This window comes from Rhodoflexus sp. (genome assembly GCF_053489755.1).
The window spans coordinates 63,088-79,968 of sequence record NZ_JBRCHD010000053.1 but is presented as its reverse complement, the minus strand read 5'-3'; the positions used below and the strand labels follow the sequence as shown (position 1 = coordinate 79,968).

Annotated in this window: 16 protein-coding genes; 10 read left to right on the top strand and 6 right to left on the bottom strand. The window is 47.1% G+C overall.

Annotated elements, in window-relative coordinates:
• Positions 1 to 2: 2 nt before the first annotated feature.
• Entirely contained in the window at positions 3 to 1,556 is a 1,554-nt protein-coding gene (locus ACWIP2_RS12095) for a neutral/alkaline non-lysosomal ceramidase N-terminal domain-containing protein (protein ID WP_448520194.1), read from the bottom strand.
• Positions 1,557 to 1,644: 88 nt separating this feature from the next.
• On the opposite strand from ACWIP2_RS12095, the gene rbfA reads away from it, so the two are divergent.
• The 8 genes from rbfA to nadE all read left to right on the top strand — a co-directional run bounded on the left by rbfA (position 1,645) and on the right by nadE (position 8,570).
• Entirely contained in the window at positions 1,645 to 2,031 is a 387-nt protein-coding gene (rbfA, locus tag ACWIP2_RS12090) for a 30S ribosome-binding factor RbfA (protein WP_448520193.1), read from the top strand.
• A 21-nt stretch (positions 2,032 to 2,052) separates the two neighbouring features.
• Positions 2,053 to 3,480 (top strand): DUF6427 family protein, encoded by a 1,428-nt coding sequence (locus tag ACWIP2_RS12085; RefSeq protein ID WP_448520192.1) that lies wholly within the window; start codon positions 2,053 to 2,055, stop codon positions 3,478 to 3,480.
• A gap of 49 nt (positions 3,481 to 3,529) precedes the next feature.
• Positions 3,530 to 4,117, top strand: coding sequence for a sigma-70 family RNA polymerase sigma factor (locus tag ACWIP2_RS12080; protein WP_448520191.1), 588 nt, complete (start codon positions 3,530 to 3,532; stop codon positions 4,115 to 4,117).
• A 28-nt stretch (positions 4,118 to 4,145) separates the two neighbouring features.
• Positions 4,146 to 4,403 (top strand): hypothetical protein, encoded by a 258-nt coding sequence (locus ACWIP2_RS12075; protein WP_448520190.1) that lies wholly within the window; start codon positions 4,146 to 4,148, stop codon positions 4,401 to 4,403.
• 11 nt (positions 4,404 to 4,414) lie between these two features.
• Complete coding sequence (gene gmk, locus ACWIP2_RS12070) at positions 4,415 to 5,002, top strand: guanylate kinase (protein ID WP_448520189.1); 588 nt, start codon at positions 4,415 to 4,417, stop codon at positions 5,000 to 5,002.
• Positions 5,003 to 5,121: 119 nt separating this feature from the next.
• Positions 5,122 to 5,340: a hypothetical protein gene (locus ACWIP2_RS12065; RefSeq protein ID WP_448520188.1), complete on the top strand. Its 219-nt coding sequence runs from the start codon at positions 5,122 to 5,124 to the stop codon at positions 5,338 to 5,340.
• 62 nt (positions 5,341 to 5,402) lie between these two features.
• A complete protein-coding gene (gene tsaD, locus ACWIP2_RS12060) occupies positions 5,403 to 6,413 on the top strand; it encodes a tRNA (adenosine(37)-N6)-threonylcarbamoyltransferase complex transferase subunit TsaD (RefSeq protein ID WP_448520187.1) in 1,011 nt (336 codons plus the stop codon).
• 153 nt (positions 6,414 to 6,566) lie between these two features.
• Positions 6,567 to 8,570 (top strand): NAD(+) synthase, encoded by a 2,004-nt coding sequence (gene nadE, locus ACWIP2_RS12055; RefSeq protein ID WP_448520186.1) that lies wholly within the window; start codon positions 6,567 to 6,569, stop codon positions 8,568 to 8,570.
• Here the strand turns inward: nadE and ACWIP2_RS12050 are convergent.
• Both ACWIP2_RS12050 and ACWIP2_RS12045 read right to left on the bottom strand, forming a co-directional pair.
• Positions 8,554 to 9,321 carry a LytR/AlgR family response regulator transcription factor gene (locus ACWIP2_RS12050; RefSeq protein ID WP_448520185.1) on the bottom strand — a complete coding sequence of 256 codons (768 nt, stop codon included), beginning with the start codon at positions 9,319 to 9,321 and terminating at the stop codon, positions 8,554 to 8,556. The genes nadE and ACWIP2_RS12050 overlap by 17 nt on opposite strands.
• A gap of 78 nt (positions 9,322 to 9,399) precedes the next feature.
• Positions 9,400 to 10,005: a riboflavin synthase gene (locus tag ACWIP2_RS12045; protein ID WP_448520184.1), complete on the bottom strand. Its 606-nt coding sequence runs from the start codon at positions 10,003 to 10,005 to the stop codon at positions 9,400 to 9,402.
• A 30-nt stretch (positions 10,006 to 10,035) separates the two neighbouring features.
• Here ACWIP2_RS12045 and ACWIP2_RS12040 point away from each other — a divergent pair, with 30 nt between their 5' ends.
• A complete protein-coding gene (locus tag ACWIP2_RS12040; protein WP_448520183.1) occupies positions 10,036 to 11,346 on the top strand; it encodes an MFS transporter in 1,311 nt (436 codons plus the stop codon).
• 579 nt (positions 11,347 to 11,925) lie between these two features.
• Here the strand turns inward: ACWIP2_RS12040 and ACWIP2_RS12035 are convergent.
• The 3 genes from ACWIP2_RS12035 to ACWIP2_RS12025 all read right to left on the bottom strand — a co-directional run bounded on the left by ACWIP2_RS12035 (position 11,926) and on the right by ACWIP2_RS12025 (position 13,583).
• Positions 11,926 to 12,525, bottom strand: a complete 600-nt coding sequence (locus ACWIP2_RS12035) for a Tll0287-like domain-containing protein (protein WP_448520182.1) — start codon at positions 12,523 to 12,525, stop codon at positions 11,926 to 11,928.
• 153 nt (positions 12,526 to 12,678) lie between these two features.
• A complete protein-coding gene (gene recR, locus ACWIP2_RS12030) occupies positions 12,679 to 13,284 on the bottom strand; it encodes a recombination mediator RecR (RefSeq protein WP_448520181.1) in 606 nt (201 codons plus the stop codon).
• 11 nt (positions 13,285 to 13,295) lie between these two features.
• The gene (locus ACWIP2_RS12025) at positions 13,296 to 13,583 is read right to left on the bottom strand and encodes an ATP-dependent Clp protease adaptor ClpS (RefSeq protein WP_448520180.1); all 288 of its coding nucleotides are present in this window, start codon (positions 13,581 to 13,583) and stop codon (positions 13,296 to 13,298) included.
• 338 nt (positions 13,584 to 13,921) lie between these two features.
• Between ACWIP2_RS12025 and ACWIP2_RS12020 the strand changes: the two genes are divergently transcribed.
• Positions 13,922 to 16,864: a SusC/RagA family TonB-linked outer membrane protein gene (locus ACWIP2_RS12020; RefSeq protein WP_448520179.1), complete on the top strand. Its 2,943-nt coding sequence runs from the start codon at positions 13,922 to 13,924 to the stop codon at positions 16,862 to 16,864.
• Positions 16,865 to 16,881 lie beyond the last annotated feature (17 nt).

The window sequence follows — 16,881 nt, the reverse complement described above, 5'->3', positions numbered from 1 at the left end:
ATTTATTGACCGTTGATAACTTTCATTAAGGCGCGGTGAACGAGCGGCCCGGCTTCTGGGCCGGTGGAATTAATTTCGCCATAAGGCGCTTCTTTGTAGTCATAGGTGTAAGGTGCATCTACATCCCACTGACTTTTAGGGATAATGTAGCCTATCTCGTCGTTGGCAAGCCCCAGTATGATGTGCTGCCTGCCCTTCATCAGACTGCGAAGCGGCGGGATTTCCTGCGGGCTAAGGTCAAAGTCTTGCCCTTGTGGGCTTTCTATGCCGCCATCTATTATTTCAGGATAAATTTCGCCCGGTACGCAAAGCAAACTAATCGCATCGCCGATTTGCAAATAGGCAACCTCTGTGCGCAGTTGATTCCAACCGCTGTATCCTCTGTCTAATACGCCGAGCGCAACGGCGAGTTTGTAAAGTTTATTGTCCAACGGAATGGTAAAAGTTTGCGCCCGAAGAGCGATGCCCGCATTGCCAATAATATTTTCAGGCTTTCGGGCGGCGCTATCCAACGCGCGAAACGTGAGCATCGCCAATCGCTTGCCTTGCGCATCTATTTTTTCAAAAGAGCCTTTTACGACAGATTGCCCGCTTACAGGGTCGGCAATTGCAATGTCAGGGTGGGTAGTCATCAGCCCCCCGATAGCGCCTGTGAAAAAAATGGCTGTGCCTCCTAAACCTTTGGCAATCAGGCTGTCTTCTTTGTAAATGCCTCTTTCTACATACTCGCGCCAGTAGTGCGGAAAATCTGAGCTGATGAGCAAGTTGCCGCTCCACAGCGTTTCGGGATGATTGCCCCAGCAGAGCAACGTACCCAGCGTCGTATCGGCTTGCGCATCAATTGCCTGAATAATGTGCAGGTTTTTATCATATGCCAGAGGCATGCGCGTGTCGGCAAGCATGGGCGCGGCACCGGCGCTGTCGGTGGCAAACCGCAACAAGGCAGGGCGCAAATTGGCAGCCGCTTTTTCGATGACTTGCGCCGTACTTTGGCGCACGGTCTCCATATATTCAGGATTTACGCCGCTGAAAAAATAATTTTCACCCCACAAGCCAATCGTATCGGGGCCTTCATGTACGTGTGTGGAAGTAATGACGGCATAGGTAATGCCTGCGGAAGCGGATATTCGCTCTCTGATTTTTACCACTTCGTTGTGTCCCAGCCCAATTACATCCAGCGCGACAAGCGCCACGCGCGATTGACCGTCATCAATCACCACGCACCGCGCCCACAGCGGGTCATGTACGCCTTGCGCGGGTTTTTTATTCTGAAAACCCGCCATCCAAACCGCATCAAAACGCCCGTTTTTATTAGTGTCCTCCCAACGGTCGCCGTCGGACTTATCAAAGCGGGCATCGCCGTTGGCATCTGTCCACGAGTCGGCGACAATGGGCGTAATATCCACTTTTGCAAAGCCTACTTTTAGCGTCGGCTGTTCAGGCGGCGTAATTTGCAGCGATAGTTCGTAACCCGGCGTTCGGTCTCTGCCGTTGAATATCGCCCACAACACAGGCAGGGCAATCATTACTGCCAAAGGAATAAGTATGCGGCGCATGCGCCTATTTTTATCGGTCGCCATCATGGGTATCGGGTGAGTATTGGTGAAATACTGTATTTTTGCACTAAATTAAGTTGAAAATTACATGGAATCCACTCGCCAACGCAAGTTCGCCCGCTTGATACAAAAAGAGTTGAGCGATATTTTTCAAAAAGATTTGAAAGAAATTACGGGCAATCATTTGGTAACCATTACCGTTGTGCGGGTTTCGCCCGATTTAAGCATTGCTAAGATTTATTTGAGTTTTTTACCCGACAAAGGCAAGACCGAAAAAATAGATATGCTGCGCGAAAATATCAAGCAAATCCGTCAAGAGTTAGCCGCTCGCATTCGCCATCAGGTGCGCATTATCCCTGAATTGCAATTCTTTGTTGATGATACAGAAGAAGAGGCGATGCGTATCAACCAATTGCTTGCAGAGTTGAATATCCCGCCTGCGCCGCCCGAAACAACAGAAGACGCTGAGGAATAACTTAAACTATTTGAGCGCCGCGTGCTTTCTCTTTTCCGAATCAATGACCCGCTGCGATTTTTGCTGGCGGCAGCAATTTTCCTGCTGTTGCGGTTTGGACTGTTTTATGGCGATCTGCTGCCAACAGGGTCCGAAATGCTCTACAGGTTGGTTGGTGAACGCATGGCAGAAGGTAAAAAAATGTACGTGGATATTTGGGAGAATATCCCGCCGTTTTCGGCAGGTGTTTTCTGGCTCGTCCATCTGTTGTTTGGGCGATCCCCGCTTGCCTACCAAATCATTGGGGCGGCTTTGGTCATTTTACAGGCAGGTATTCTGAACGCTATGTCCCTTCGATACAATCTTTACAACGAAAAAAATTACCTACCTGCACTCTTCTACTGCCTTTTTGCATTAGTTAGTTTCGACACACCTGTGCTTTCCCCACCGCTGTTGGCCGCCACGCCGCTGCTGTTGCTGTTAGATAATTTGTTTCGCCTCCGCGATCGGGTGGACAATGAAATTCTGTTTACTATTGGAGCTTATGTAGGTGCTGCTATCTTGTTTTACTACCCTACTATCGTGTTTGCAGGGTATGTTTTCCTGTCTGCTATCTTTCTGCGCAGTCTTTCGCCTCGCCAGTTTGTGGTGATTCTGCTGGGAATTTTATTTATGCCAATGTTAGTAGTGGCGTATTATTACTTTGTGGGAGGATTGGAATATTTCGTGCGCAACTATTGGCTCACATTGTTTTTTCCTGAACGTTTTCTGCTTAACGGTAGCCTGTTAGCTTTGCTGCTGGTCTTGCCCGGGCTATCATTTATTCTGGCAGTATCAAAAGTCTATGCCAACGGTATGGCATTTATCAACTTCCAACAGACCACACACGGGATTTTACTTTTTTGGGTACTATTCGTTGCAGTGGCAACTTTCTTTATTGCCGATGGGGTTTCGGGCAGTTCGCTGATCCTGCTGGCAGCGCCTTATGCGTTTTTTATCAGCCATTATTTCTTGCTTCTGAGTAAAAAATGGACAACAGAACTGATGGCGATACTACTGATTGCGTTGCTTCCTGCTGTTGGATGGATCGTACTCAAAAAGCAACCAAACCTTCAGCCCGCACTGCGCTACAGCTACACGCTGGCAGAACAACCCCTGACATTACCCCAAGCAGCCGAGCGAATCCTTGTGTTAGACAACCGCTGGCAGTATTATCATGGGCGGCAGTTGGCCACGCCCTACCTTCACCCCGACCTTGCAGCCTTTCACTTGCAAATGCTGGACAGATACGCCATCGCACAGGCCGTTTATCTCAATATCTTGTCAGATATGCCTGATTTGATTGTCTGCGCGCCTGCCGCAACCGATAATATCCGCCTGTTTGAACGCCTGCAAATCTTGCAACGCTGGTACGAGCAACATCCACAGTACCCGGATTTTTACTACAAACGCATAAGGACTGTTCAATAACTTTTTTTTGCTATCTTAGCAAAGGACGTAATCAACAACTCACTAATCAATGACCGACAACCCTACGCCCGTCCCGCGTTCCGAACAGGAAAACCTCGAACTGTTTAACCGCGACTTTGTACCACACATAGATGCGATGTACAACTTCGCCTATAAACTGACCTTGGATGAGGACATAGCCAAAGATTTGGTACAAGACACCTATCTGAAAGCCTTTCGGTTTATCAATTCATTTACTGTTGGAACTAATGCAAAAGCTTGGTTGTTTAAGATACTGAAAAACACATTTATCAACAATTTTCGCAAGAAATCCAAAGAGCCTTCCAAAGTTGACTACCAAGAAATAGAAAGCGTATATAACTCTGATGACGTAGATGAAAATATAACAATAGATTTGCGCTCTGAAACAGTGCAAGACATGATCGGCGATGAAGTTACCAACGCCATTAACTCACTGGCGGTGGACTTTCGAACGGTGATTATCCTTTGCGACCTGGAAGGATTTACTTATGAAGAAATGTCAAAGATATTAGACATACCCATCGGTACTGTACGCTCGCGTTTGCATCGCGCACGCATGTTACTGAAGCAGAAGCTAAGCAACTACGCCCGTCAGATGGGCTATGCCGACAATTAGCATACATGTACTTTAAATTTAAAGCATTATGAATAGTCAAGACCCTAATCGGCTCTTATTCAAAGAGATTCTTCCATTGGTTTTAGACGGTGAAGCAGATGAAAACCAACAAGCCTTTTTTAATAAACAAATTGGCATTTGCCCCAATTGCAGGCAGCTTTACGAACAGGAAAACGCTATCAAAAAAGTTATCAAAACCCGCGTAGCGCGCCAACAGCCGCCACAAGATCTGCTTCCGACTATTCAACAAAAAATCCTGCATCATTTTTCCGTTTCTAAAACTTAAGCCGGCACTGTATGGCGCTTGGAAAGCTACTTATATTCTCAGCTCCTTCGGGAGCAGGCAAAACAACCATTGTTAAACACCTACTGAAGAAATACCCATCGCTGTTGTCTTTCTCGGTTTCGGCCACTACGCGCGAGCGCCGACCACATGAAGTAGATGGCAAGGACTATTACTTCATCAGTCAGGAAACCTTCCACGAGCAGATTGCTGCTGGAAACTTTTTAGAATACGAACAGGTTTATAATGGAATTTTTTACGGCACGCTCAGAAGCGAGGTAGAGGCCATCCGTCAGTCAGGTAAGCATGTTATTTTTGATGTAGATGTAATTGGCGGACTAAATATCAAACGACAATACGGCGCAGATGCGCTTGCTGTTTTCGTCAAAGTAAGTTCGATTGACGAATTGGCACGGCGACTGATGAGCCGTAACACCGAGTCGGAGGAAAAACGCCGCGAGCGTGTGGAAAAAGCCCGCCGCGAAGTTCAATATGCTGAAGACTTTGATGTCATTTTACTCAATGACCATTTGCCTACTGCCTTGCAAAAAGCCGAAGAACTGTTTGAACAGTTTGCGGGACTGAATGTGGAGCAGGTGTAACATTTTTATTTGTACACATACAAGAGGATTAAAAAATGATAATCCTCTTGTATGTGCTTTAGTTAAGAAGCCCGAAGGTGTTTTTATGCTACAAGAAATACTACTCACGATGAAGAGTTTTGGCAAAAGATACATCAGAAACGGGCAGTAAAAACAAAATGATAAAGTTTGTTTTCTGGTTAGAAGAAGACCTTGCTCAAAGCATACCTCATAATAATAGAATGACAATAATTTCTAATCACCTTAAGCAAAAGTGTAAGTGGCTTACTAATAAAATAAGCGTTCAAAATAAACAATCTATTCAGTTAGAAGGTGTTCAGGTAATTTTCTTGTCATAGACTTTACACGTTAGTTATACAAAATAATCTACATTGACAACAGACAAGATTATTACTACCCCATGAACACCCCCATCACCCTTCTTGCCATAGAATCTTCGTGCGATGAGACCTCTGCGGCGGTTTTGCGCGACGGACAAATACTTAGCAACGTAACTGCCAACCAAGAAGTTCACGTGCAATACGGTGGCGTTGTACCTGAACTTGCCTCGCGGGCGCACCAGCAACACATTGTGCCGGTAGTAGCCGCTGCCCTACAAACCGCCCAACTCACCGTTGCTGATTTGCAGGCAGTCGCCTTTACTCGCGGGCCGGGGCTGCTTGGTTCGCTGCTCGTAGGGGCTTCTTTCGCCAAAGGGCTGGCGCTGGCTCGTAACATTCCGCTGATAGACGTGCATCACATGCACGCACACGTGCTGGCACACTTCATTGAAGACCCGAAACCCCCTTTTCCCTTTCTTTGCCTGACGGTCAGTGGCGGGCATACGCAGATTGTTCAAGTAGAAAGCCCTACCAATATGCATATCATCGGCGAAACACAGGACGATGCCGTCGGTGAAGCCTTTGACAAAGCAGCCAAAATGCTCGGTTTGCCCTACCCGGGCGGGCCGCTGATAGACAAATACGCCAGAGAAGGCAATCCGCTGCGCTTTACTTTCCCCGAAGTCAGTACGCCTGCGCTTAATTTTTCGTTCAGTGGCATTAAAACAGCTTTCCTGTATTTTTTGCAGGAACAGCAACGACTAAACGCCAACTTTATCAGTGAAAACCTTGCCGATCTTTGCGCCTCTATGCAGCATACACTCGTTACGATGTTGTTGAAGAAATTGCGCAAAGCTGCCCGCCAGACAGACATTAACCACATTGCCATTGCGGGCGGCGTTTCTGCCAATAGCGGACTGCGTCGGGCGCTTGCCGAAACAGGCGCAAACGAGGGCTGGCAGATCTATGTGCCGCGCTTTGAGTACTGCACCGACAACGCTGCAATGATTGCTATGGCAGCCTACTACAAATATCTTGCAGGCGAATTCTGCGGGCAGGAAGTCAGCCCGATGCCGCGCATGGCATTCTAAGCGCTGCTAAACAATTCTGTAGAATATGAGCGAGATACAGGCAGCGCTTCAATTTTATATATAGTGTAAAAAATACATTAAGTTTCTGCCAAAAGCGCTAACTTGTACTTGAAAAAAAGCGTTTCAACGGAAACTTAACTACGCTACCAGCTTATGCAACTCATCAAAGTAGCCGGCGCTGTACTGAATCAGACACCACTGGCCTGGGTTCAAAACAAAAACAACATATTAACCGCCATTCGCGAAGCGCGCGCTGCACAGGTGAGCATTCTCTGCCTGCCGGAGCTTTGTATTACGGGCTATGGTTGCGAGGATGCTTTCTATGCTCCGGGAGTTCACAAAACCGCTTTGCAGGTATTGGAAGAAATCAGACCACACTCGGCAGGTATGGCAGTCTGTGTAGGGCTGCCGCTGATGTACCAAAACCGCATTTTCAATACTGCCTGCCTACTGGTCAATGGGCAAATTGTCGGCTTTACTGCCAAGCGATTTTTAGCAGGTAACGGCATCCACTATGAGCCGCGCTGGTTCACACCTTGGCCCGAAGACGAGCAGGTGCAAGTCAGCATTGCAGGTAAAAAATACCCGCTGGGAGATATTTACTTCAACGTTGGCGGCATTAAAATTGGCTTTGAGATTTGTGAAGATGCTTGGGTAGCCAATCGTCCGGGGCGCAAATTATACCGCTACGGAGTAGACGTGCTGCTCAACCCCAGCGCCAGCCATTTTGCCTTTCAGAAATTAGAAGTACGCAAGCGTTTCGTACTCGAAGGCAGCCGCGCATTTGGTACTGCCTACGTTTATGCCAACCTGCTCGGCAACGAAGCCGGACGTGTGATCTACGACGGTGGCACGCTCATCGCATCCTCGGGGCAGTTGCTGGCAGTTGGCGAGCGCCTCACTTTCCACGACTGCCTGCTGACCGCTGCCATTGTTGATATTCAGGAGGCGCGAATGGCACAAGCACAGGCGAGTACTGTGTTCAATATTCCTGAACTAAAGGAAAACTGCATTGAAGTGGATTTTCAATTTCCCAATATTTCCCCCGGCAGACAACAAGCCAAAGACGCTGCGTGGGAAAAAAGCAACACCCTACAGGAGGAGGAATTTGCCCGTGCATTAGCGCTGGGCTTGTACGACTACATGCGTAAAAGCTATTCGCGCGGCTTTGTCGTATCGCTCAGCGGCGGAGCAGACTCTGCTGCTATTAGCTGCTGCGCACGCCTCATGGTCAGGCTGGGCATCGAGAGCATTGGCATGGAGGCGTTCAAGCAAAAACTTGGCTACTGGCCTGCATTGCAAAATTGCGCCACCGAAGCAGACATGATGCGCCTGATACTAACTACAGCATATCAATCAACGCGCAACAGCGGCGACGTAACGCGCACTGCTGCCCGCGAACTGGCAAAGGCAGTAGGCGCAACTTTCTACGAACTGGACGTGGACGCTTTAGTAGAAGGCTATAAGCAAATGGTTGCCGACAGCATCGGCAGACCGCTGAGTTGGGCAACAGACGACATCGCACTGCAAAACATACAGGCAAGAGTACGCAGCCCAAGCATATGGATGCTAACCAACATCAGTGGCGGGTTGCTGCTCTCTACTTCCAACCGCTCGGAGGCTGCTGTGGGCTATGCCACTATGGACGGCGATACTTCGGGTGGTCTCAGCCCGATTGCCGGCATTGATAAGGCTTTTCTGCGACAATGGCTGCGCTGGTTAGAAACAACAGGCGTGCTTCAAACAGACGGTACATTGTTTGCCATTCCTGCCCTGCACCATGTGAACCATCAGGCCCCGACGGCCGAGTTGCGTCCACCCGATTGTAAACAAACCGACGAAGAGGATTTGATGCCCTATGAACTGCTCGATGCAATAGAAGAAGCTGCCATTCGCGATAAAAAGATGCCTATTGACTGCTTTGAACTGATGCAGATTACTTTTCCGCAGTATAGCGCCGCCCAATTGCACGAGTGGATCAAGCGTTTTTTCCGCCTATGGTGTCGCAACCAGTGGAAGCGCGAGCGCTATGCGCCTTCGTTTCATCTGGACGACGAGAATTTAGATCCGAAAACATGGTGCCGGTTTCCGATCCTCTCGGGAGGCTACGAGTGGGAATTGCAACAGTTAGACGAATACGTCAGGACAAAATATTGAGACTTCTCAAAAAGTTGGTGCGATAAGAGTTCCCAATCGGTATTTCGCGGTTGGGAAGTATTACTTTGTCGTCCTTTATCGTGCGGATGTGTTCCGTGTTGATGATAAACGAACGATGCACGCGAATAAACACGTTTTCGGGCAGCTTCTTTTCCATCCCTTTCATCGTGCTGTGAACAACGTAGCAATTACCGGAAAGTGTATGAATCTCAACATAATCGGACATTGCTTCGATAAATTCGACATCGCTCGTTTGGAGATTTACGATCCGACCATCGTCCTTGGTTTTAACGAAAAAGTTTTCCCCTGAGTCCATTTCAGCGCCCGCCTCCGATACCGACCGCATCACAACAGGTGCGGATGTAACGGACAAAGGTGGCTGAAGTTTGGCAACGGCGCGTTGCAGTTTGCTCTCCGCACGGTCAACAGCCCGTAAAAAACGTGGATACTCTACAGGTTTTACTAAAAAATCGGTAACATCATAATCAAATGCCTCTACTGCGTAGTTTTTATTAGCAGTAATGACAATAATTTGTGGTATTTGTTTCAATGTTTTTAACAAGTCCAGTCCCGACATTTCAGGCATTTCCACATCGAGAAAAATAATATCAATCTCGATGTTTTTCAACAACTGATAGGCCTCAATGGCGCTGCTGCATTCAGCCACTAACTCAAGGTTGGTAGTACGCTTGACCAGTTGCCTGATTACGATACGAGAAAAAGCATCGTCGTCTACAATTATGCAATTCATGAACTTGTAGGGGCTTTTATACTTAATGGAGTATACATAAAACTGTTTATAGTACAATTTATTGCGCGGAACGGCAACTTATTTATAAGCGGCAGCAAAATGTAGATCCATAATCCGCTTAATGTATTTACCAAGTACATCAAATTCAAGATTGACACGATCGCCTACTTGCAGCTCCCGAAAAGTAGTATGTGTATAGGTATAGGGAATAATAGCCACACTGAACTCGCCGGGTTTGCTGTCTATAACAGTCAGACTCACCCCGTTGACAGCAATTGAGCCTTTTTCGACCGTAAAATTCCCCGTTGCAGTATCGTAGGAAAAAGTATAACGCCAGCTACCGTTCTCATCAGCCGCATAGATACAGACTCCAGTCTGGTCTATGTGCCCTTGCACAAAATGACCGTCGAATCTGCCATTGGCAACCATACAGCGCTCCAAATTGACGGCTGCCCCTACCTGCAAATCACCCAGATTCGTCTTGTCGAGCGTTTCTTGAATCGCTGTAACAATATGCGTATCCTGCTCTACGGCTATAACGGTCAGGCATACCCCATTGTGCGACACACTCTGGTCTATTTTCAACTCGTGGGAAATAGGCGATGCAATATGCAGGTGGATATTGCTGTGTTCCTTGTGAATGGCTGTTACTTTGCCTATTGCTTCAATGATGCCTGTAAACATTTAGCGTATATTTGCGATTAAGGCAAAGTTATGCAAAAAAAGGATGACCCGCGTATTATACACGCCTGGTGCATGTACGATTGGGCTAATTCAGCCTACATGCTCGTGATTAGCTCGACCCTGTTTCCGGTGTATTACAATTCGGTTACGCGCAGCGCTTTTGGCGGGGATATAGTCGTTTTTTTAGGCTGGCGCATCAGTAACACGGTGCTTTATTCCTACTCTATTGCTTTTGCGTTTTTGTTGGCTGCTTTGCTCTCGCCGCTGCTGGCAGGTATTGCAGACTACGGACGCTTTCGCAAGCCAATGATGCGCTTCTTTACTTATCTGGGTGCTATTGCTTGTCTTGGGCTGTATTTCTTCGAAGGCGATAATATCGTATGGGGAATTGCCTGTAATATCCTTGCCTGCTTTGGTTATACGGGCAGTCTGGTATTCTACAATGCCTATCTCCCCGAAATTGTCAGGCGCGACCGTCTGGACAGTGTTAGTGCGCGTGGCTTTGCCTATGGGTATTTGGGGGGAGTATTACTGCTGGTTGTCAACCTGCTGATGATCGAGCAGCCGCAGTGGTTCGGTATCAACAACCAAGAACATGCCGTCCGCCTGTCGCTGGCTTCTGTGGGCATCTGGTGGATGGTATTTGCTCAATATACGTTTTTCTATTTGCCCGGTAGCTCTCGGGAAGCAGAACCCTCCACTGCTCTTCTAACGCATGGCTACAGACGATTGAAAAACGTTTGGGAACAATTGCGCAGGCTGCAATCTACCCAATATTACCTCATGGCGTTCTTTTGCTACAGCATGGGGGTGCAAACCGTGATGCTGCTGGCGGCAACTTTTGGCGAAAAAGAAATCAAAATGAGTGCCGATAAGCTAATTATGACTGTGCTGATTATTCAGTTAATTGCTATTCCCGGCGGCTATCTGTTTGCCCGTATTGCAAAAAATATCAGCAACAAACTATCTGTCAATATCATGCTGGGGCTTTGGTTAGTCGTTTGCGCAGGAGCTTACGTGGTGAATAGCGCCTTAGGGTTTTACCTCCTTGCCGCGCTCGTAGGGCTGATTATGGGTGGAATTCAGTCGGTATCGCGCTCTACCTATACTAAGCTGATCCCTAAAAACACTACCGGCAACACCTCATTTTTCAGCTTTTATGACGTTGTTGAAAAGGTATCTATCATTGGCGGAACATTTACTTTTGGCTTGGTAGAACAACTTACCCAAAGTATGCGCAACAGTGCTATTGCCTTAGCTGTCTTTTTCATTCTGGGATTGGCACTCATGACGCTGGTGCATATACCGCGCCATCGCATATGGCTTAGCCGATTGCAATAATTTTAACGATACTTCACAACAAAGCTCGACACGATGATTAGCGCATAGTCGTTGGCTGCAACAATATGGTGTCATCCCCTACTGAGCTTATCAAAAATGAATGATCTACCATGCAGTTTCTATCCCGTATGTATTGCACATTGGCAGCATTGAAATCATCCCTGCCCCGTTTTCTGAAGCTGTCCAAAAAGTAACACGGAATCTAGTCTGTGATTTCTTAATCACTTGATAATCAAATAGCTACAGACTGAAGTCTATGCTACATTCAGCCCTTTTGGACAGCCGCAATTCATCCATCATGCAACTCATCAGGGCATCAGGTGATAGATGGATTTGAAACTTGCCGATTAGTTTCTATTGGCTGAAGCAATGAATGGCTTAACTTGACAGGTGCGCCTGATCATCAGCGGCTTTGTAACCGCGAACAGCGCTACTCCCTGCATGCCATACCGACAACTTAAACCTGACCGACTATGTGACAGATACCCTCATAGCCTGCGATGAATCAGTACGCACGGGTGCAGTAGCAAGGCTATCTCAGGCAGACCATGCTTCTAATTGACCTTTGTAATTAAACGTTTACTTTCGGAAAGTAATTTTCCACAGCCCGCGCAGGTCACCCTGCTTATAGCCTATCGCCAAATCGTTCGGATATTTTTCGCGGATCGCCGCCAGCGTAGGTGCCGCAATATCGGTTTGCGGATCGCCGTGGCATTGCAAACAGGCCGGCATACCCAGCATGATAGGCTTGTAGTAAATCACCTGATTGTCTTGTTCCAAAAGACGGGCGGCAAGCGCAGTTCCTGCCGCTTTTTGCGCCTGATAATCAGCGATGACGGCGCTGTCTGCCGCATCGGGCTTATCGGCTGGGTTGCGGTAGCGGTCAGAGATGCGCTGGATGGCGCAGTTATAGCGTTGCGAAAGCGAATCGGCAATTGGCAAGGCATGAACATTACAAAAAGCGACGGCTCCAGCCGCCCCCTGTTGGTTGATAGCTTTCATCAAAGCCCCAACAAAGGCCTTTTGAGCTGCGTTGGCGATAGAGTCGCCTGTTGCCTGAAAATCTGTTACAACGGCAGAAGTTCCGTTTTCGGTGGAAGTATCGGTGGTTGTTTGCGATGAGTTGCCGCAAGCCCAACTAAACAACAGCAACGCCGCGAGGAAGTATGTTTTTTGCATAAGATTGTTTGTTTGGGGTTGTTCAGTAACATGCGGATACCAGCTGATTACACTGATAAACGCTGATTTTTTCTTCTAATTTAGAAAAACTGATGCAATAAATCACATCCGTAAAAATCCGCGTAATTTTTGTCAGTATTCAGCATCTTTCGCTTAGGTTTCGTAATTGGTTCGCGCCAGAATGCTGCGCCCGAGCGTTACCTCGTCGGTGTATTCCAGTTCGCTACCGACGGGCAGTCCGCGAGCAAGCGTTGTGATTTTTACTTGGTAATTTTTCAATTTTTTAGACAAATAAAAAGCAGTAGTGTCGCCTTCCATCGTCGCACTGATGGCAAGGATAATTTCTTTGACTTCGCCTTTGGCCACGCGGCTGATAAGAGACTCGATGTTCAAATCCGCAGGGCCAACGCCTTCAATGGGCGATATAATTCCGCCAAGCACATGGTAAAGCCCCATGTATTGCCCCGTGTTTTCGATGGCTAAGACATCGGGCGATTCTTCTACAACGCAAATAACGCTGCGGTCGCGACGGCTATCGGTACATATCTGACACAGCTCCGCCTCTGAAATGTGGTGGCAGAGTTGGCAGTAGGTGGTTTCTTTGCGCAGCCTGATGATTGCCTCCGCCAGTTGGATGCTGTATTTTTCCTCTTGTTTGAGCAGGTGCAGCGCCAGCCTGAGTGCGGTTTTCTTGCCAATACCGGGCAGCTTAGAAATTTCCGCAACGGCAGCTTCAACCAATTTAGAGGGATAGTTCATCAGGCTAATGATTACAGGATAGCCGCCCCGATACCTCTTTCGGTAATTGCGTCGCGCATAGGACGCAATTGATCAAAACTACCCTTTTTCACAGTGCATTTGCCTTTGTAGTGAATAATCAAAGTGCATTGCTCGGCTTGTTCAGGAGTGTGTCCGCAAACTGTAATCAGCGTCTGGATGACAAAGTCAAAGGTATTTACATCATCGTTAAAAACGACCAGATCATGATTGTCAACCAGTAGTTCGTCTAACTCACTGATTTCAAGAATTTCAACTGAATTATCTTCCCAAGGCTGCATTTGTAATGAATTTAACTCTTACATGCAAAGTTAAAAAAAAATGGGATACTTGTTTGACATATGCTTTTTATATTATATTTGCCATCACTTGTAACTTAAATTAGCAATAAATATGACAATGAAAGACAACTACTACAACCCACCTCGCTGCACCTTTCACTGACTTCTGAATACCATATCAGTATTCACGAAGTAATCTCTGCAACATTGATCAAAGCCATCTTGCTTGTGATTATTGTTTTCATTTTTGCTGTCAGCCATGCCCCTGTCAACTGTAAGTAATATTTTTGACAAATTTTTGCAAATTACCACAAATAGCAATTCACATGAACATGAAAATGAAATTTTTACTACAATTAGCTTTGGCTTGCTTGCTAATGCTAAGTGCGAATTTGCTCTACGCACAAAGTCGCACAGTAAAGGGTAAGGTTACGTCTGATGAAGACGGCAGCGCATTACCCGGTGTAAACGTAACCTTGAAAGGTACTAACACAGGTACTATTACGGACGTAGAAGGCAACTTCAGCCTTTCGGTTTCAGGGGATGATCCTGTGCTTATATTTTCTTATGTTGGTTTTATTACACAGGAAGTAAGCGTAGGTACGCAGGATAATATCAACGTCAGACTGGCAGTAGACGTACGGGCACTTTCTGAAGTAGTAGTTGTTGGTTACGGCGAACAGCGTAAGCGCGACATCACCGGCTCTATGACTTCGGTAAAGGCAAAAGACTTCAACCCCGGTGTTATTGTATCGCCTGAGCAGTTGTTGCAAGGTCGCGCTCCCGGTGTTGTTATCACATCAGCTAACGGCGATCCGGGTGCCAACCCTAACGTAACTATTCGCGGCGGTACTTCTATCAATGCAAGTAACTTGCCTCTATATGTAATTGACGGTGTGCCTATTGACAACGGCACAGTTACTCCGGGCGGTGCAAATCTTGGTGCTGCTCCTCCACGAAACCCGTTGAACTCGCTGAATCCCAATGATATTGAGTCTATTGACATATTGAAAGATGCGTCTGCGGCAGCCATTTACGGTTCACGTGGCGCCAATGGCGTAATCATCATCACAACCAAGAAAGGCAAAGAAGGCAAAGGCACACTAAACTACGATACCTATGTAGGTGTAAACACTCCTTCCAAGTACCTGCCACTGCTGAACGCTTCAGAATACCGTCAGTTCGTACAGGCTAACAACCTGAACAACGATCTGGGCAATGCCGACACAGACTGGCAACGCGAAGTTCTGCGCAGCGCACTTGTGCATAACCATGACCTTTCTTTTGGTGGTGGCACAGCCAGAACACAATACCGCGCCTCTGTGAACTACTTCAGGCAGGATGGTATGGTTATCAACTCAGGTATGACCCGCGTTTCAGGTCGTATTAACGTAAACCACAAAGCTATTAATGATAAGCTGAACCTTGAATTACAATTAATGGGTTCTCAGGTGAATGACCAATTAGTGCCTTACTCTGCTACGGGTGGTTTTGAAGGTGGTTTATTCACCAACGTAATGAAAATGAACCCAACTTTCCCTGTGAGAAAACCTGACGGTTCTTTCTTTGAATATCCTTCGCCTTCTATCCGCAACCCGGTTGCATTAGCTACTCAGTTGAGCGATAATGTTGTTACAAACCGTATCTTCGCTAACTTGGGCGCTACTTATGAGTTGGTGAAAGGTTTGAAAGCACGCGTTGCCGTAAGTACAGACCGCAACCTTTCTACCCGTAAGATTTATATTCCTCGCGAGAACCCTGCCGGTTTACCTTTTGGCGGTGAGGCAGCTATTCGCCAAAATGATTTTGGTTTCGAGCGCTTTGAGTCTTACTTTAGTTATCAGAGAACGCTCATGGAAAACCACAACCTAAATGTAATTGCAGGTTATGACTACCAGATTTTCACCCGCGAGGGTTTTGGTGCTGCCGGACGCGATTTTATTACAGATGCTTTTGGCCCTCACAACTTAGGCGCAGGCAATTCAACCGCATTGGCAGGTATCCCTCCATTCTCATTTAAAGAGAACAGTCGTCTGATTTCATTTTATGCACGTGCCAACTACGATATTGCCGGCAAATACCTATTTACAGCTACCTTGCGTCGCGATGGTTCTTCTCGCTTCGGTGCAAACAACAAATGGGGCAACTTCCCTTCAGCTTCCGTTGCATGGCGCTTAGTTGAAGAAAATTTCATGAAAGACATTGATGTTGTAACCGATTTGAAAATTCGTGCCAGCTATGGTATCACAGGTAGTCAAGAAATCGGCAATCGCCGCTCATTGACCATCTTCAATGCCGATCCGGGGCTGCGTGCTGTCATTGGTGGTTTACCTTTGACAGGTGTTGCACTGACCCAAAACCCGAATCCGAACCTGAAGTGGGAAGAAACGGCTCAATTTAACGTAGGTATTGACTACGGTTTCTTTGATAACCGTCTGACGGGTAGTGTTGACTACTTCATTAAGCGCACTACCGACCTGCTGTTGGAATTTGCAGTTCCGCAGCCTGCCGTGGTTCCTACAATTCTGGGCAATGCGGGCGAGGTAGAAAACAAAGGTATCGAGTTTGCTGCCAACTACACTGCTGTTGATAAAGGCGATTTCCGTTGGGATATTTCTGCCAACTTTGCACACATCCAAAATAAAGTAGTGAGCCTTGCGGGCAGCGCTGACTCTATCTTCCGTGCGGGCGCTTCCGGTGCAGGTCAGTCAGGTGTTAATACGCAGGTGATTGCTCCCGGCTTGCCTGCCAACTCATGGTATGGTCCTACGCTGCTTCGTATTGAAAACGGTGTACAGATCTTGGGCCCTCGTCAGGTGTTAGGTAATCCCAATCCACGTTTGACTTACGGTATCAACAACAGTTTCCGCTACAAGAACTTAGATGTTAGCTTCTTCCTGCAAGGTGTGCAGGGCGTAGAGGTATTCAACAACACTGCGCTGGAATACACCTTGAAAAACAATGTATTCACCAATATCAATATGCTGCGCGAAGCCCTGACCGATGGCACAAATCTTCAGGAAACACCGAAGTTCTCCGACCGCTGGATCGAAGATGGATCTTTCCTGCGTCTACAAAATGCAACCGTTGGCTACACCTTTGATGTTAGCAAAGTAAACTGGTTAAGCAATTTGCGCGCTTATGTTACAGGACAGAATCTGTTTATCATCACTAAGTACTCTGGTCTAGACCCTGAAGTAGCTGCGGCATTTCCGGGCTATGATTACGCAAACTATCCTCGTGCCCGTACCTTCATGGTAGGTCTGAGCATAGGTTTCTAAGAAGTTCCGGAAGGCAT

Excerpts from the sequence above, each read along its gene's own strand:
- ACWIP2_RS12095 (WP_448520194.1), bottom strand. The coding sequence starts at position 1,556 with ATGCGCCGCATACTTATTCCTTTGGCAGTAATGATTGCCCTGCCTGTG.
- rbfA (WP_448520193.1), top strand. The coding sequence starts at position 1,645 with ATGGAATCCACTCGCCAACGCAAGTTCGCCCGCTTGATACAAAAAGAG.
- ACWIP2_RS12080 (WP_448520191.1), top strand. The coding sequence starts at position 3,530 with ATGACCGACAACCCTACGCCCGTCCCGCGTTCCGAACAGGAAAACCTC.
- ACWIP2_RS12075 (WP_448520190.1), top strand. The coding sequence starts at position 4,146 with ATGAATAGTCAAGACCCTAATCGGCTCTTATTCAAAGAGATTCTTCCA.
- gmk (WP_448520189.1), top strand. The coding sequence starts at position 4,415 with ATGGCGCTTGGAAAGCTACTTATATTCTCAGCTCCTTCGGGAGCAGGC.
- tsaD (WP_448520187.1), top strand. The coding sequence starts at position 5,403 with ATGAACACCCCCATCACCCTTCTTGCCATAGAATCTTCGTGCGATGAG.
- nadE (WP_448520186.1), top strand. The coding sequence starts at position 6,567 with ATGCAACTCATCAAAGTAGCCGGCGCTGTACTGAATCAGACACCACTG.
- ACWIP2_RS12050 (WP_448520185.1), bottom strand. The coding sequence starts at position 9,321 with ATGAATTGCATAATTGTAGACGACGATGCTTTTTCTCGTATCGTAATC.
- ACWIP2_RS12045 (WP_448520184.1), bottom strand. The coding sequence starts at position 10,005 with ATGTTTACAGGCATCATTGAAGCAATAGGCAAAGTAACAGCCATTCAC.
- ACWIP2_RS12040 (WP_448520183.1), top strand. The coding sequence starts at position 10,036 with ATGCAAAAAAAGGATGACCCGCGTATTATACACGCCTGGTGCATGTAC.
- ACWIP2_RS12035 (WP_448520182.1), bottom strand. The coding sequence starts at position 12,525 with ATGCAAAAAACATACTTCCTCGCGGCGTTGCTGTTGTTTAGTTGGGCT.
- recR (WP_448520181.1), bottom strand. The coding sequence starts at position 13,284 with ATGAACTATCCCTCTAAATTGGTTGAAGCTGCCGTTGCGGAAATTTCT.
- ACWIP2_RS12025 (WP_448520180.1), bottom strand. The coding sequence starts at position 13,583 with ATGCAGCCTTGGGAAGATAATTCAGTTGAAATTCTTGAAATCAGTGAG.
- ACWIP2_RS12020 (WP_448520179.1), top strand. The coding sequence starts at position 13,922 with ATGAAATTTTTACTACAATTAGCTTTGGCTTGCTTGCTAATGCTAAGT.